This window comes from Leucobacter muris, from assembly GCF_004028235.1.
GTDB lineage: Bacteria > Actinomycetota > Actinomycetes > Actinomycetales > Microbacteriaceae > Leucobacter > Leucobacter muris.
Genome location: NZ_CP035037.1, coordinates 438,448 through 452,083, shown reverse-complemented (window position 1 = coordinate 452,083; position 13,636 = coordinate 438,448). Strand labels below are relative to the sequence as shown.

The following is a 13,636-nucleotide window of genomic DNA, read 5'->3' as shown; positions in this document are numbered from 1 at the left end:
GATGCGAGCGCCGTGCGCCGCGGCGCCCGGCTCAGCCGAGGCGGTCCCAGAACGCGCGCAGCTGCTCGCTCTTGCGGAACACGATGGTGTCCCACTCCTCGTCGGTGGTCGCGCTGTCGGCGAAATCGGACGGCACCTTGAACATCTGCAGCGGCACCTCGAAGCGCTCGCACACGCTCGCATAGGCGTAGGCCTCCATGTCGACCAGCGAGGCCCCGAGCCCGGCGATGTGACCCCGCTGCGCGTCGTTCTTCACGAAGACGTCGCCGGTCGCGATCACGGCCGTGCGCTCGGGGGGCAGGACCGCGGCACCGCTGGGGCGCAGCTCGGGCGAGGGCAGCGAGAAGTCGTGCTGCACCGCTCCCGTGATCTGGTAGACGTCTTCGAGGCTGGGGCGCTCGGGGCCGTCGCTCACGACGCCCGCCGTGCCGAGCACGACGACCCGCTCCACGCCGCCCGCGGCGAGCGCGCCCGCCAGCGCCACGGCCGCGTTCACCTTGCCGACCCCGGTCACGAGGTGAGGCACGTCCGAGAAGGCGGAGGCCTCGTCGCGGTGCGCGAACACGAGCAGCGTGGAGGGCTGGGGCATGGGCTGACTCCTCATGGCGCGGGGAACGCCGGTCGATGCGAAACTCAACCCACACTAGCGTTTTTCGAAGACATGTTCTAAACTGTAGAACTGAGCTTGTGAGAGACACGCGTTTCCGCCCGAAGCAATCGGACAGATTCAAGGCGTCGAGAGATCAACTCCGCGAGTCCCGCGAAGCTCAGCAGCACGGCCCCGGCCCTTCCACACGGCCGCCTTGGCACTGCGCCGTGCGCACATCGATACATCGGTGCACCACGGTGGTGCGCCCCGAAAGGACTCATCATGGAAACCAGCTACATCATCGACCTGCAGCAGCGGCGCGAGCGCCCGCTGCGCACCCCCTACCACTCCCTCGGCCAGGACCACGAGATGCACGTGCCCGAGTGGGCGCAGCACCGCTCGGTCTACCGCACCGAGGGGCGCACGCTGTACCTCGTCGAGACCGACCGTCTCGACGAGGCGCGCGGCGACCTCCGCCGCCTCGATCGCGCCGGATGGGAGGTGCGCGTCGCCGAGGATCCCGAGGCCCGCGGATCCCGCGCCCGCATCGCGCTCACCCGCCGCGACATCGCTCGCGCGGCGTAGTCGGCTTCGGCGAGAGATTCGGCTTCGGTGAGACGAGAACCGCGGTTCTGAGCTCACCGAGGTCGGATCCGCCACCCGAGAGCCGCGCGCTGCAAGCCGCGGTAACACTCGTGTCACCCTTCGCGCCCGTCGCTACACTGGCCGCATGAGCGATGTCGAACTTGCCGAGGTTGAGAGCTTCTCCCTGGACCACACGAAGGTGCTGGCCCCGTACGTGCGCCTGATCGGCGTGGAGCACGGGCCGAAGGGCGACGCGATCTCGAACTACGACATCCGGCTCGTGCAGCCGAACGAGGGCGAGATTCCTACGGCGGGCCTGCATACGATCGAGCACACCCTGGCGGCGCTGCTGCGCACCCGCTTCGACGGACTCATCGACATCTCTCCGTTCGGCTGCCGCACGGGCTTCCACATGATCGCCTGGGGCGAGCCGACGCCCGAGCAGGTGGGCGCGGCGATCAAGAGCGCGCTCGAGGATCTGGTCGAGCGGGTCACGTGGGACGACGTTCCCGGCACCGAGGCGGTGAGCTGCGGCAACTACCGCGATCACAGTCTGCACTCCGCGAAGGAGTGGGCGAAGCAGGTGCTGGATCAAGGCATCAGCCTCGACGCGTTCGACCGCTCGCGCCTCGTCTGACGGAGCCCCCGAGCAGCGCCCAGCGCCGCCTCGGAGCAGCGCCCAGCACCGCTCCGGACCCAACGTCCATGCCTGGCCTCGCGCCGTGCACACGCACATCGGGAGTCTCGACCTGCTGCGATCCGACCGAGGATGCGGCAGTCGAGACTCCCGTTCCGTGTTCCTGCGCCGAGCCAGCGCGGCGCAGAGCCGCTCGGAGTGAGGCCGCCTAGCCCACGAGCACGTCGAGAGCGGCCTCGAGCGCTCCGTCGACGGCGCGCGTCACGATCTCGCGGTAGGGGTCGTAGCCGTCCATCGTCTCGTCCTGGGCGGCGAGCGGGTTGCCGTCGATCGCGAAGACCGCGCCGGTCTCGATGCCGTGCAGTGCGGCGATCACGAACAGCGCTGCGGCCTCCATCTCGACGGCGACGGCCCCTGCACGCTGCCACATGCGCAGGTCGACGCCGGTGATGACGTCGCTCGGGTAGAACATGTCGCCCGTGACGACGATGCCGCTGTGCACGTCGAGCCCGGTGGCCGCGGCGGCGGCCTTGAGCGCGATGGTGAGCTCGGGGGTGGCGAGGGCGGGGAACTCGGTGGGCACCAGCTGGTGGCTGACCCCGTCGGCGCGCACGGCCCCGGTGGCGACGACGATCGCGCCGTCGACCACGTCGGGCTGCATGCCGCCCGCGGTGCCGGAGCGCACGATGCGGGTGACGCCCCCGCGTGCCAGCTCTTCGAAGCAGACGGCCGCGCCCGCGGCGCCGACGCCGTGCGACGCGACGGTGACGGGCACGCCGCGATGGGTGCCCGCGTAGACGTGGTACTCGCGGTTGGCGGCGATCTGACGGGCGTCGTCGAGTCGTTCGGCGACGCGGGCCGCACGAGCGGGGTCGCCGACGACCAGGGCGCGATCGGCGAGGTCGGAGACCCGGGCCCGCAGCAGTGGGAGTTCGGCGTCGGCGGGGAGTCGGACGGGTGCCATGGCGGAGGCCTTTCGGTCGGGTTGTCGGGGGTTCGGAAGGTTCGGGTGAAGGTCGCCGTCGGCCGTCGATATGGAATCTGCCAAGTATCTGGTCTACAGCCGAAGATCCACCATATATTCGGCAGATCCCGTATCTCCGGGACGACCCCCGGCCTTAGAGAGCCAGCAGCCGGGAGCGGGCCACGGCGGCCCGTTCTCGGATCGCGGGGGCGTCGAGGGTGAGGTGCTCGCCGTCGGCGTAGACGTGGCGGCCGCCGATGAACACGTGCCGCACGTCGGCCCCGGTGGCCCCGAACCCGAGATGCGAGACGAGGGCGCCCGGCTGTGCGGCGAGGTCGAGGGGCGTGGCCGCGGATCCCGTCACGTCGAGTGCGATCACGTCGGCGAGGCGACCCGCCTCGAGCGCGCCCGTCTCAGGGAAGCCGATCGCCTCGGCGCCGCGCCGGGTGGCGATGTCGAGCACGTCGGCGGCGCGCACGATCGCGGCGTCCTGCTGCGCGCCGCGGTGCAGGATGGTGCCGGTCTTGATCTCCTCGAACAGGTCGAGGGTGTTGTTGCTCGCGACCGAATCGGTGCCGAGCGAGATGCGCAGCCCGGCCCGCTGCCAGGCGGGGAGGTCGGCGATGCCGTTGCCGAGCTTGAGGTTGGAGACCGGGTTGTGGCTCACGGCCGTGCCGGTGCGGGCGAACAGCTCGATCTCGCCCTCGGTGAGGTGCACGCAGTGCGCGGCGAGCACCTCGGCGTCGAAGAGGCCGAGCGAGTCGAGGTGGTCGGCGGGCGTCGCACCGTAGCGCTCGAGGATCTGCTCGACCTCGGCCGCCGACTCGGAGATGTGGGTGTGGATCGGGATGCCGCGTTCGAGCGCCCGCGCGGTGATGTCGCGCAGGAACTCGGGAGGGCAGGTGTAGGGGGCGTGAGGGCCGTAGGCGACGCGGATCTGCGGATCGCCCGCGTACCGCTCGGCGAGCGCCTCGGTCTGGGCGGTCGCCTCGGCGCCGTTCCACGGCGATACCCCGGGGAAGCCGACCGCGTCGGGTGCGAAGGAGGCGAGGGCGACCATCGCGCGCATGCCCGCGGCGCGCACGAGCTCGATGAGCGGCTCGTCCCAGTGGTACATGTCTGCGAAGGCGACGGTGCCGGTCTCGATCATCTCGACCATCGCGAGCTGCAGGCCGACCTCGACGTCGTCGTGAGTGAGATGCTGCTCGAGCGCCTGCACGGCCGCGAGCCACGGCATGAAGCCCTCATCGTCGGAGACGCCGCGCAGCAGCGTCATCGCAGAGTGGGTGTGGCCGTTCACGAGCCCCGGCATGAGCACGTGACCCGTGAGGTCGTGCGTCACCCGGCCCGAGTGGGCGGGCACGCCGGTCTCATGGACGGCCGGGCTGACGCCCTCGGCGCCGTGTGGCCCGCCGAGGTCGAGGTTGGCGATGCTCTCGGGGCGCACGGACCCGGCGTAGGTGATGCGCCCGTCGGCATCGAACGCGAGCTCGGCGTCGACGACCACCCCACCCGGAGTGAGCATCGCGTCGGCCCTCAGAATGGTCTCGCTCATGGCGTCTCCCTCTCTTCCACGCCCACTGTATCGTCAGCCGCCGACGCTCTTGCCTGCGCCGGCCGGCGGCGCGGCTACCAGCCCGGGGTGGCGAGCATGCCGCCGTCGACGGCGAGATCCTGGCCCGTGATGAATGCCGCGGCGGGCGAGGCGAGCAGTACGCACGCGTTGCCGATGTCCCGCGACGTGGCCAGGCGGCCGAGCGGGGCGTGCGAGATCCAGCTCTCGACGCCCTCCGGCCAGGCCTCGGCGAGGCCCGGACGATCCACCAGGCCGGGAGACACCGTGTTGACCCGGATCCCCGCGGGTCCGAGCTCGAGCGCCGCCGCGCGGGCGTGCATGACGAGGCCCGCCTTCGCCACCGCGTAGTGCGCGTGCGCCGGGGCGGGGCGGCTCGCCTCGACCGAGGCGATGTGCGTGATCCAGCGGTTCGGACGGGTGCCGACAGCCCCCATCGCGGCCGCGGCGGCCTGGGAGAGCTCGAACACCGCGCCCAGGTTGGTGGCGAGCACCTCGTCCCACTCCTCGCGCGAGGTCTCGGCGAGCGGGGTCAGAGGCTGAATGCCCGCGTTGTTGACGAGGCCGTCGAGGCCGCCGAGCGCCCGCACGGTCTCCTCGACGAGGCGACCCGCCGATCCGGGCTCACCGAGATCCGCACGCACCGCTACCGCGTGGGAGCCGTGCGCCCGCAGTTGCTCGACCAGCTCGAAGGCGGCGTCGACCGAGGCCGCCGAGGCGCCGCGGTAGTGCACCGCCACGTGCGCTCCGGCAGCGGCGAAGCGCCGGGCGATCCCGCCGCCGACCCCGCCGGAGGCGCCCGTCACCAGCACCCGCTGCCCGCCCAGGTCGGGCAGGCTCGTATCGCGCGTCACGCTCATCCCCCCATCCGTCGCTGCCGCGACGAGTAGTCGCGCAGGGCTCGCAGGAAATCGACCTCGCGCAAATCCGGGTAGAGCGCCTCGACGAAGTAGAACTCGGAGTGCGCCGACTGCCAGATCATGAAGTCGCTGAGCCGCTGCTCGCCCGAGGTGCGGATCATGAGGTCGGGGTCGGCCTGACCGCGCGTCCAGAGGTGCTCTCCGATGTTCTCGGGCGTGAGGTGCTCGGCGAGGGTGTCGATGGTGCCGCCCGCCGCCTGGTGCTCGGCGATGATATCGCGCACCGCCGCCGTGATCTCGCTGCGGCCGCCGTAGCCGACCGCGAGGTTGACGTGCAGCCCCTCGTGATCGGCGGTGCGCTGCTCGGCGTCGCGCAGGGCGTCGGCCAGTTCGGGCGAGAGGCCGTCGCAGGAGCCGACGTGTTTGACCCGCCAGCGCGGGTTCTCGGCCAGCTGCGCGGCGAGTGCGGCGATGATGCCGAAGAGGTCCTCGAGCTCCTGCCGATCCCGAGCCCGCAGGTTGTCGGCAGAGAGCAGGTAGAGGGTCGCCGTGCCGACGCCGGCCTCCTCGCACCAGCTCAGGAACTCGAGCACCTTCTGCGCGCCCGCGCGGTGCCCGAAGGCGGCCCGCTCCTGGAGGCGCTGCTTGGCCCAGCGGCGATTGCCGTCGACGATCACGGCGATGTGCCGGGGCACGCGGCGCGGATCGATCTCCCGGCGCAGGCGCCGCTGGTAGAGCCGGTAGAGCAGTCCGGCGCGCGGCGTCGTGGGCGGGGCGTTCACCCTGAGAGTGTATCGCCTGCGCGGGTGGCGATCCCGGGGCCGGCGGCTGGGGATCCGCACATATATGCCCTGGTGGAACTGTATGGAACATACACTCGAAGCATGAGCACGCCCGGCTCCCCCGAAGCACCACGTCCGCTGCCCGAGTCCGCCGAGGAGCGACCGTTCCCGGAGCCGGACCGCTTCTCCCTCCCGCTGCTCGCCGACGCGCTCGACCACGCCCACGACCAGCCGGGCGGCGAGCCCGCCCCCGCAGCGGGCGTCGAGCCGAAGCCCCGCTGGCGCGGGTGGATCCACGCGGGGATGTTCCCCGTCGCGATCGCCGCCGGCATCGTGCTCATCTCGCTCGCGCACGGCCCCGTCGCCAAGTGGGCGTCGGTCGTCTACACGCTCTCGAGCATGCTGCTCTTCGACGTCTCGGCGCTCTACCACCGCTTCGACTGGAAACCCAGCACCAAGCAGGTGTTCCGCCGCCTCGACCACGCCAACATCTTCCTGCTGATCGCGGGCACCTACACTCCGATCGCGCTGCTCGCGCTGCCCCTCGACAAGGGCGTGCTGCTGCTGGTGCTCGTGTGGGCGGGCGCGCTGCTCGGCATCGGGTTCAGGGTGTTCTGGATCGGGGCGCCGCGCTGGCTCTACGTTCCCCTGTACGTGCTGCTCGGGTGGGCGGCCGTCATGTTCCTCGTCGACATCTACCACGCGAGCCCGGCCGCGATGGTGCTCGTGATCGTGGGCGGTCTGCTCTACACGCTCGGCTCGGTGGTCTACGGCCTCAAGCGACCGAATCCCGTGCCCGGCGTGTTCGGCTTCCACGAGATCTTCCACGCGCTGACGGTGCTCGCGTTCCTGTGCCATTGGACGGCCGCGCTGCTCGTCGCGCTCGATCCGGTCTACCTGCGGTAAGACGGGGTCAGTCGCGCGGATCGGCCCGCGGCGGGTCCCGCACCCGCGCCGGCCACAGAGCCGTCCGACCGGATCAGCCCGCGGCGAGCACCTCGAGCACTGCGGCCCCGTAGCGCTCGAGCTTGACCTGGCCGATGCCCGAGATCGCGAGCATCTCGTCGTCGCTCGTCGGTCGGTGCACCGCGAGTGCGGCGAGCGTGGCGTCGCCGAAGACGACGTAGCCCGGCACGCCCTGCTTGCGCGCCTCGCCCGCGCGCCACTCCCGTAGGCGCTCGAAGACCTCGGCCTGTTCGGGGCTGAGGTCGGCGGCAGCGGCCGATCGCTTCGCTCCCGCCGCCGATCCGGCCGCCCGCGAGCCGCGGGCGCTCCGACCCGAGCCGGCTTTCGCGACGACCTCCTCGCGCATCATGACCTGCTCGTCGCCGCGCAGCACGGGCTTCGCCGCGTCCGTGGGCGCCAGCACGCCCCACTCGCCGCGCGCCTCGAGCAGCCCGACGGCGAGCAGGTGGCGCACGAGCCCCCGCCACTGCGCGACCGACCACTCCTTGCCGATGCCCCACGTCGAGAGCTCGTCGAGCCGCATCTGGGTGACGCGCTCGGAGCCGACCCCGCGCAGCACGTCGATGTGCTGGCCCGCGGCGTAGGTGCGGTTCCGCTCCCGCTGGGTGCGGATGACGGTGGAGAGCAGCATCTGGGCCGGCGTCGTCGCATCCCACAGCTTCGGCGGGTCGAGGCAGACGTCGCAGTTGCCGCACGCCTCGGGGGCGTCCTGACCGAAGTAGCGGATCAGGAACCGGCGACGGCACTCCACGCCCTCGCACAGCGAGAGCATCTGGTTGAGGTGCCGCGTCTGATTGGCGCGCGTCGCGGCGTCGCCGTCGCCCGACTCGATCATCTGGCGCTGCTGCACGACGTCCTGCAGCCCGTAGGCGAGCCACGCCTGCGAGGGCAGCCCGTCGCGGCCGGCGCGCCCCGTCTCCTGGTAGTACCCCTCGATCGACTTGGGCAGGTCGATGTGCGCCACGAAGCGCACGTCGGGCTTGTCGATGCCCATGCCGAAGGCGATGGTGGCGACCACGACCACGCCGTCCTCGCGCAGGAAGCGGGTCTGGGCGTCGAGCCGCTCGTGCGCGGGCAGCCCCGCGTGGTAGGCGACGGCGTCGATACCGGCGTCGCGCAGCGCGGCGGCCGTCTGCTCGACCCGCTTGCGGCTCAGCGCGTAGACGATGCCGGCGTCGCCGGAGTGCTCGCCCTGGATGAAGGCGATGAGCTGAGATCGCGCGTTCTGCTTCGACACGATGCGGTAGCGGATGTTCGGGCGGTCGAAGCTCGACACGAAGTGCCGGGCGTTCTCGAGGTGCAGGCGCTCCGTGATCTCGCGGTGGGTCTCGGGGGTGGCCGTCGCGGTGAGCGCGATGCGGGGCACATCGGGCCAGCGCTCCGCGAGGGCGCCGAGGCGCAGGTAGTCGGGTCGGAAGTCGTGACCCCACTGCGAGACGCAGTGGGCCTCGTCGATCGCGAAGAGGGCGATGCGCCCCTGCTCGAGCAGCTGCACCGTGCCGGGCGCCGAGAGCCGCTCGGGGGCGAGGTAGAGCACGTCGAGTTCGCCCGCGCGGTAGGCGCGTTCAACCTCGCGGCGATCCTCGATCGACATCGCCGAGTTCAGGGCGGCGGCGCGCACGCCCGCGAGCTGCAGCGCCGCGACCTGGTCGTGCATGAGCGCCACGAGCGGCGACAGCACGACCCCGGTGCCCTCGCGCACGAGCGCGGGGATCTGGTAGCAGATCGACTTGCCGCCGCCGGTGGGCATGAGCACGACGGCGTCGCCCCCGTCGACGATCTGGCGCACGATCGCCTCCTGGTCGCCCCGGAACGACGCATATCCGAAGACCTCGGCGAGCACCGCGAGCGGGTCCTGGCCGACGTGCGGGCCGCCGCCGGGGGCACCGGCAGCGGCAGCGGCGGCACCGGATGCCGCGAGCGGTGCGGCGGCGGTCGCCGCGGCAGAGCGCGACGATTCGGGATCGAGGGGCGCCGATCCCGCCCGCTCCCCCGCGGGCCGGCCCCCGGCCGCCCCGCGACCCGCCCAGCCGTCGGGCGCGGGAGCGCCCCAGGCCTCCCCCGGCCAGCGCTCGTCGGTGTCGAAAGCCCCGTCGGCGTCGAAGCCCCCGCCGAACTCGTCGGGGTCGCCGAACGCCTCAGCCCCGGCTTCAGTGCCGAGCGCGGGCTTCCCGTCGCGGCCGCTCACGGCGCGTCAGTTCCGCTGATCGGCTTCGGGATCGGAACCCTGATCCGGCGATCCGCCGTTCTCGTCCGAGAGCTCCCGCTCGATGTCCTCGCGCACCTGGTGCCGGTACGCGTTGCGGCGCAGGCGGTTCACCAGCAGGAAGCCGAGCACGATGATGCCCGCCGCCATGAGGCCCGTGAACACGAAGCCCTCGAAGCCCGGCGTCACCTTGTTGGGGTCGAACTCCGTGCTCTCCTCGGCGATTCGCGCCACCACATTCCACACGCTCACGCGCCCTCCTCGATTCCTTGAAACAGATCGGCCTCGAACTCGCTCGTCGCCACGCGCGACGCCGCGAGCCGGTAGTCCTCGAACGGCCAGGCCTGCCGTTGCAGCTCGTTCGGCCAGAAGAAGAACGCGCTGTCGGGCGGCACCTGGCTCGCGTGCGCGCGCAGCGCCTCGTCGCGGCGCTCGAAGAAGCGCCCCACCTCGATCTTCGCCGTGCCGCGGTAGGCGCGGCGCGACATCCACTCCTTGAGCTCCGAGAACTGCTCGATCAGCGGCGACTGCGGCTCGTGGTCGAGCAGCCACTGGTAGACGGTCGTGACGCGCTCGGCGTTGAAGATCTCTTCGTAGTAGAGCTTCTTGATGCTCCACGGCGCGCCGGCGTCGGGGTAGGCGCTCGCGTCGCCCGAGCGCTCCCAGGCGATGCGGCTCACCTCGTGGCAGCGGATGTGATCCGGGTGCGGGTACCCGCCCTGCTCGTTGTAGGTGATCATCACGTGGGGGCGGAACTCGCGCACGACGCGCACGAGCGCCTCGGCCGAGACCTCGGCCGGGATGTCGGCGAAGGAGCCGGCGGGCACCGGATCGCCCTCGCCCGGCAGCCCCGAGTCCTGGTAGCCCAGCCACCGATGCTCGAAGCCCACGATGCGCTGCGCGTTCTGCATCTCGTCGCGGCGCAGGCCCGCGAGGTCGCGGCGGCTCTTCGGGTCGCGCGCGACCAGCTCGTTGAGCACATCGCCGCGCTCGCCGCCGGTGCAGCTGACGATCAGCACCTCGACGCCCTGATCGAGGTAGTGCGCGTACGTCGCCGCACCCTTGCTCGACTCGTCGTCGGGGTGGGCGTGCACTGCGATCAACCTGAGGGTCATGCGAGTCCTCTCACGTGCTTCCCGGGCGGATCCCGGTACGCTGGCAACGATCACACAGTTTACCCAGTGCGCATCGGAGGTTCCCGTGTTGGATGCGGCAGCGGCGCAGGCGCAGCCCCCCGGAGCCGATCCCTCGCCCTCCGCTGCGACTCCCGGCGCCACCCAGTCGCTCGACGATCGCTACGGCACCGGCCGCCGTCGCAGCATCGACCGGCGCTTCGGCTGGATCGCCGCGGGCGCGCTGGTGCTCGCGGGGGTGGGCTACCTGCTCTTCAGCGGCTGGCAGAGCACGAACCGCGTCTCCTGGCAGGACATCGGGTTCACCCGCGTCAGCGACTTCGCCCTCGACGTGAAGTTCGAGGTGAGTGCGCCGCCGCGCACCCCGGTCGCGTGCGCGGTGGAGGCGCTCAACACGACCAAGGCCACCGTGGGCTGGAAGGTGGTCGAGCTGCCGCTCACCGACGAGCACACCCACGCCGTCACCACCCGTCTCATCACCACCAACCCGGCCACCGCGGCGACCGCCCGCGAGTGCTGGGTGGTCGAGTAGCGCGGCCTCGCCTCCGGGCGCGGCGACGGAGCCGGCTCGCCTCGCGCGCGCTTCGGGGCCCGCGGAGAGGCGCCGGGTCGAGGCGGGCAGGCCGCATCGAATCGCGCCGTCCCGGCCCGCGATCGCGGTGATACCCTGGAGGCTGCGCCCTGACTCGGTCGGGGCGTTGTGTGTATCCCTGCGCATCAGCGCACACGGCGCCACCGGTGCGCTGCGACGTCAGGAACAACCAAGGAAACGAGGATCGACATGGCCGAGCCCACCCAGACCTGGCTGACCCAGGACGCCTACGATCGACTCAAGGCCGAGCTGGATGAGCTCTCGGGGCCGGGTCGCAAGGACATCGCGGCGCGCATCGAGGCCGCACGCGAAGAGGGAGACCTCAAGGAGAACGGCGGCTACCACGCCGCGAAGGACGAGCAGGGCAAGATGGAGGCCCGCATCCGCGACCTCGAGGAACTGCTGAAGCACGCCGTCGTGGGCGAGGCCCCCGAGGCGAGCGGCGTCGTCGAGGTCGGCACCGTGGTCACGGCCGAGATCTTCGGCGACGAGGAGCGCTTCCTGCTCGGCAGCCGCGAGCTCGCCGACGGCTCCGACCTCGACGTCTACAGCGCCGAAAGCCCCCTCGGGCTCGCGATCATCGGCATGGGCATCGGCGACGAGACCAGCTACGTCGCCCCGAACGGCAACCAGATCCCGGTGAAGATCCTCGCGGTCGACACCTACACCGGCTGAGCCGCTCGCTCACGAGCCGAGCTGCTCGCCGACGCAGGGCTCGGGATCGCGGTGCGCGATCCCGGGCCCTGCTGCGTGCCCGCCGCAGCGCGGCGCTCCCTCCCGCGAAGGGGCCGCCGCAGCCTCAGGCGAGGTTCTCGTTCCAGACGTCGAACCCGAGTTTGACGATGAGCACTCCCACCACCACGAGGAACAGCGTGCGCACGAAACGGGTGCCCCTCGCGATCGCCATGCGCGACCCGAGGAGGCTGCCGACGACGTTCGCGAGCCCCATCGCTAGCCCGAGGGGCCACAGCACCGCGCCCAGCGGGATGAAGAAGAGCAGCGCCCCCGCGTTCGTCGCGAAGTTCACGATCTTCGCCTTGGCGCTCGCCTGCAGGAAGTCGTACCCGAGCAGGCCCACGAGCGAGATCACCAGGAAGGTGCCGGTGCCCGGCCCGAGCACGCCGTCGTAGAAGCCGATGCCAGCGCCCGCGACGGTCGCGATCACCACGTGACGCGACCCGCGGTGCTTGAGGCGGGTGACCGCGCCGAGCGCCGGTTTGAAGAGCGTGATGAGCGCCACCGCGATCAGCGCGACCACGATGATCGGCTTGAACACCTGCGCGGGCAGGAACGCCGCCACCGACGCCCCGCCGAATGCTCCGAGCAGCGCGATCGCGGCCATCGGCAGCGCCGTGCGCAGGCTCGGGCGCACCAGCCGGTAGTAGGTGGCGCTGCTCGTCGCGGTGCCGAAGATCGAGGCGAGCTTGTTCGTGGCGAGCGCCTGCACGGGCGTGATGCCGGGCACGAGCAGCAGTGCCGGCAGCTGCAGCAGGCCGCCGCCGCCCACGACCGCGTCGATCCAGCCCGCGGCGAACGCGGCGACGATGAGCAGTGCGAGCACACCCCAGTCGGCGTCCCCCGGAAGGAACGTCATCGTCGCCGCGCTCGCACTCACCTCCGCTAGCCTCTCACCGAACGGGCGCGGAAGCCAGAGGGGCGGCGAGCCGCGCGTCTCCGCGCCGCTCGCCGCCCCTCCGGGTCGGGCCGCCTACTCGTACATGCCGATGTTGATCGGGCCCGTGAGGTCGGGAGCCGCGGCCCGGAAGCCGCGCGTCTTCACGACGAGGTAGACGAGGCCGATCGTGATCCAGACGCCGCCGATGATCATCGACACGGTGTCGAGACTGAACCACAGCCACACGTTGATCGCCACGCCGATCGCGGGCACCGCGACGAAGCCGAGCCACGCCCCGGCTCCGCGCCGCTTGAGGAAGCGGAAGAACACGAAGATCACCGAGAGGTTCACGAAGGTGAAGGCGATGAACGCGCCGAAGTTGATCATCGAGGCCGCCTGGTCGAGGTCGACGAAGAGCGCGGTGAGGGCGATCGCCGCGACCAGCAGCACGTTGCCGATGGGCACGCCGCTGGGGCTCACCCGGCCGAACAGGCGCTTCGGCAGCGCGCCGTCGCGCCCCATCGCGTAGAGCAGGCGGGCGGCGCTCATCTGCTGCGTGATGCCGCAGCCCAGCACCGCCATCATGTAGCCGCCCACGAAGATCGCCTGGAACGCGGCGCCGCCGACGTACTTCGCGATCTCGGGCGACGCCCCCACGATGTCGGCGAGCTGCGAGACGTCGGGGAAGAGCACCTGCATCACGTAGGTCACGGTGATGAAGAAGGCGCCCGCCACCGCGACGATGATGAAGATGGCGCGCGGGATGTCGCGCGTGGGCTGCTCCGCTTCCTCGGCGAGCGTCGAGACCGCGTCGAAGCCGAGGAACGAGAGGGCGAGGATCGCGGCGCCGGCGGCGATCGCGGCGGCCTGGATGTCGTTCGAGAAGAAGGGCTGGATCGTGAACTCGGCGCCGTTCGCCCCGTTCACGATGTTCACGATCGTCAGCACGACGAAGACCACGGCGACGACGAGCTGGATCGAGACGAGCAGCACGTTCATGCTCGCGGCGAGCTTCACGCCCACCAGGTTGAGAGCCGTGCAGATGCCGACCGTCAGCAGCACCCACACCCAGAACGGCACCTCGGGGAACACGGCCCCCCATGTAGATGCCCGAGAGAATCGCGTTGATCATCG

Annotated in this window: 15 protein-coding genes; 5 read left to right on the top strand and 10 right to left on the bottom strand. The window is 71.3% G+C overall.

Translation table 11 applies throughout. From position 1 onward, the window contains the following. Nucleotides 1-31 precede the first annotated feature (31 nt). Entirely contained in the window at nucleotides 32-589 is a 558-nt protein-coding gene (locus tag Leucomu_RS02030; RefSeq protein ID WP_128386184.1) for a phosphorylase family protein, read from the bottom strand. Nucleotides 590-871: 282 nt separating this feature from the next. Here Leucomu_RS02030 and Leucomu_RS02025 point away from each other — a divergent pair, with 282 nt between their 5' ends. Together Leucomu_RS02025 and Leucomu_RS02020 are read left to right on the top strand one after the other, a co-directional pair. Next, a complete protein-coding gene (locus Leucomu_RS02025; RefSeq protein WP_128386183.1) occupies nucleotides 872-1,174 on the top strand; it encodes a hypothetical protein in 303 nt (100 codons plus the stop codon). A gap of 145 nt (nucleotides 1,175-1,319) precedes the next feature. After that, nucleotides 1,320-1,811 (top strand): S-ribosylhomocysteine lyase, encoded by a 492-nt coding sequence (locus Leucomu_RS02020; protein WP_017884455.1) that lies wholly within the window; start codon nucleotides 1,320-1,322, stop codon nucleotides 1,809-1,811. A gap of 208 nt (nucleotides 1,812-2,019) precedes the next feature. On the opposite strand, the gene Leucomu_RS02015 is transcribed toward Leucomu_RS02020, so the two are convergent. The 4 genes from Leucomu_RS02015 to Leucomu_RS02000 all read right to left on the bottom strand — a co-directional run bounded on the left by Leucomu_RS02015 (nucleotide 2,020) and on the right by Leucomu_RS02000 (nucleotide 5,990). Continuing rightward, nucleotides 2,020-2,775, bottom strand: a complete 756-nt coding sequence (locus Leucomu_RS02015) for a nucleoside phosphorylase (protein WP_017884454.1) — start codon at nucleotides 2,773-2,775, stop codon at nucleotides 2,020-2,022. A gap of 154 nt (nucleotides 2,776-2,929) precedes the next feature. Continuing rightward, a complete protein-coding gene (locus tag Leucomu_RS02010) occupies nucleotides 2,930-4,330 on the bottom strand; it encodes an amidohydrolase (RefSeq protein ID WP_017884453.1) in 1,401 nt (466 codons plus the stop codon). Between the two features lie 74 nt (nucleotides 4,331-4,404). Then, nucleotides 4,405-5,208 (bottom strand): SDR family NAD(P)-dependent oxidoreductase, encoded by an 804-nt coding sequence (locus Leucomu_RS02005; protein ID WP_128386182.1) that lies wholly within the window; start codon nucleotides 5,206-5,208, stop codon nucleotides 4,405-4,407. Beyond that, nucleotides 5,205-5,990, bottom strand: coding sequence for an isoprenyl transferase (locus tag Leucomu_RS02000; RefSeq protein WP_017884451.1), 786 nt, complete (start codon nucleotides 5,988-5,990; stop codon nucleotides 5,205-5,207). Before Leucomu_RS02000 ends, Leucomu_RS02005 begins: the two co-directional genes overlap by 4 nt. 102 nt (nucleotides 5,991-6,092) lie before the next feature. Between Leucomu_RS02000 and trhA the strand changes: the two genes are divergently transcribed. After that, nucleotides 6,093-6,896, top strand: coding sequence for a PAQR family membrane homeostasis protein TrhA (gene trhA, locus Leucomu_RS01995; protein WP_194294564.1), 804 nt, complete (start codon nucleotides 6,093-6,095; stop codon nucleotides 6,894-6,896). Nucleotides 6,897-6,969: 73 nt separating this feature from the next. Here the strand turns inward: trhA and recQ are convergent, their stop codons facing one another. The 3 genes from recQ to mca are packed head-to-tail and all read right to left on the bottom strand — an operon-like array spanning nucleotide 6,970 to nucleotide 10,277. Beyond that, nucleotides 6,970-9,144, bottom strand: a complete 2,175-nt coding sequence (recQ, locus tag Leucomu_RS01990; RefSeq protein WP_128386181.1) for a DNA helicase RecQ — start codon at nucleotides 9,142-9,144, stop codon at nucleotides 6,970-6,972. A gap of 6 nt (nucleotides 9,145-9,150) precedes the next feature. Next, nucleotides 9,151-9,414 (bottom strand): hypothetical protein, encoded by a 264-nt coding sequence (locus tag Leucomu_RS01985; RefSeq protein WP_128386180.1) that lies wholly within the window; start codon nucleotides 9,412-9,414, stop codon nucleotides 9,151-9,153. Next, entirely contained in the window at nucleotides 9,411-10,277 is an 867-nt protein-coding gene (gene mca, locus Leucomu_RS01980; RefSeq protein ID WP_128386179.1) for a mycothiol conjugate amidase Mca, read from the bottom strand. The genes Leucomu_RS01985 and mca overlap by 4 nt, the downstream gene beginning before the upstream one ends. Nucleotides 10,278-10,362: 85 nt before the next feature. Between mca and Leucomu_RS01975 the strand changes: the two genes are divergently transcribed. Beyond that, nucleotides 10,363-10,827: a DUF4307 domain-containing protein gene (locus tag Leucomu_RS01975; protein WP_228407202.1), complete on the top strand. Its 465-nt coding sequence runs from the start codon at nucleotides 10,363-10,365 to the stop codon at nucleotides 10,825-10,827. A gap of 249 nt (nucleotides 10,828-11,076) precedes the next feature. Further along, a complete protein-coding gene (greA, locus tag Leucomu_RS01970) occupies nucleotides 11,077-11,562 on the top strand; it encodes a transcription elongation factor GreA (protein ID WP_128386178.1) in 486 nt (161 codons plus the stop codon). 124 nt (nucleotides 11,563-11,686) lie between these two features. On the opposite strand, the gene Leucomu_RS01965 is transcribed toward greA, so the two are convergent. Beyond that, nucleotides 11,687-12,481, bottom strand: coding sequence for a TSUP family transporter (locus Leucomu_RS01965; RefSeq protein ID WP_128387742.1), 795 nt, complete (start codon nucleotides 12,479-12,481; stop codon nucleotides 11,687-11,689). A 114-nt stretch (nucleotides 12,482-12,595) separates the two neighbouring features. Further along, on the bottom strand, nucleotides 12,596-13,594 hold the full coding sequence (locus Leucomu_RS01960) for an APC family permease (protein ID WP_267128435.1): 999 nt from the start codon (nucleotides 13,592-13,594) through the stop codon (nucleotides 12,596-12,598). Nucleotides 13,595-13,636 lie beyond the last annotated feature (42 nt).

Excerpts from the sequence above, each read along its gene's own strand:
- Leucomu_RS02030 (WP_128386184.1), bottom strand. The coding sequence starts at position 589 with ATGCCCCAGCCCTCCACGCTGCTCGTGTTCGCGCACCGCGACGAGGCC.
- Leucomu_RS02025 (WP_128386183.1), top strand. The coding sequence starts at position 872 with ATGGAAACCAGCTACATCATCGACCTGCAGCAGCGGCGCGAGCGCCCG.
- Leucomu_RS02020 (WP_017884455.1), top strand. The coding sequence starts at position 1,320 with ATGAGCGATGTCGAACTTGCCGAGGTTGAGAGCTTCTCCCTGGACCAC.
- Leucomu_RS02015 (WP_017884454.1), bottom strand. The coding sequence starts at position 2,775 with ATGGCACCCGTCCGACTCCCCGCCGACGCCGAACTCCCACTGCTGCGG.
- Leucomu_RS02010 (WP_017884453.1), bottom strand. The coding sequence starts at position 4,330 with ATGAGCGAGACCATTCTGAGGGCCGACGCGATGCTCACTCCGGGTGGG.
- Leucomu_RS02005 (WP_128386182.1), bottom strand. The coding sequence starts at position 5,208 with ATGAGCGTGACGCGCGATACGAGCCTGCCCGACCTGGGCGGGCAGCGG.
- trhA (WP_194294564.1), top strand. The coding sequence starts at position 6,093 with ATGAGCACGCCCGGCTCCCCCGAAGCACCACGTCCGCTGCCCGAGTCC.
- mca (WP_128386179.1), bottom strand. The coding sequence starts at position 10,277 with ATGACCCTCAGGTTGATCGCAGTGCACGCCCACCCCGACGACGAGTCG.
- greA (WP_128386178.1), top strand. The coding sequence starts at position 11,077 with ATGGCCGAGCCCACCCAGACCTGGCTGACCCAGGACGCCTACGATCGA.
- Leucomu_RS01965 (WP_128387742.1), bottom strand. The coding sequence starts at position 12,481 with ATGACGTTCCTTCCGGGGGACGCCGACTGGGGTGTGCTCGCACTGCTC.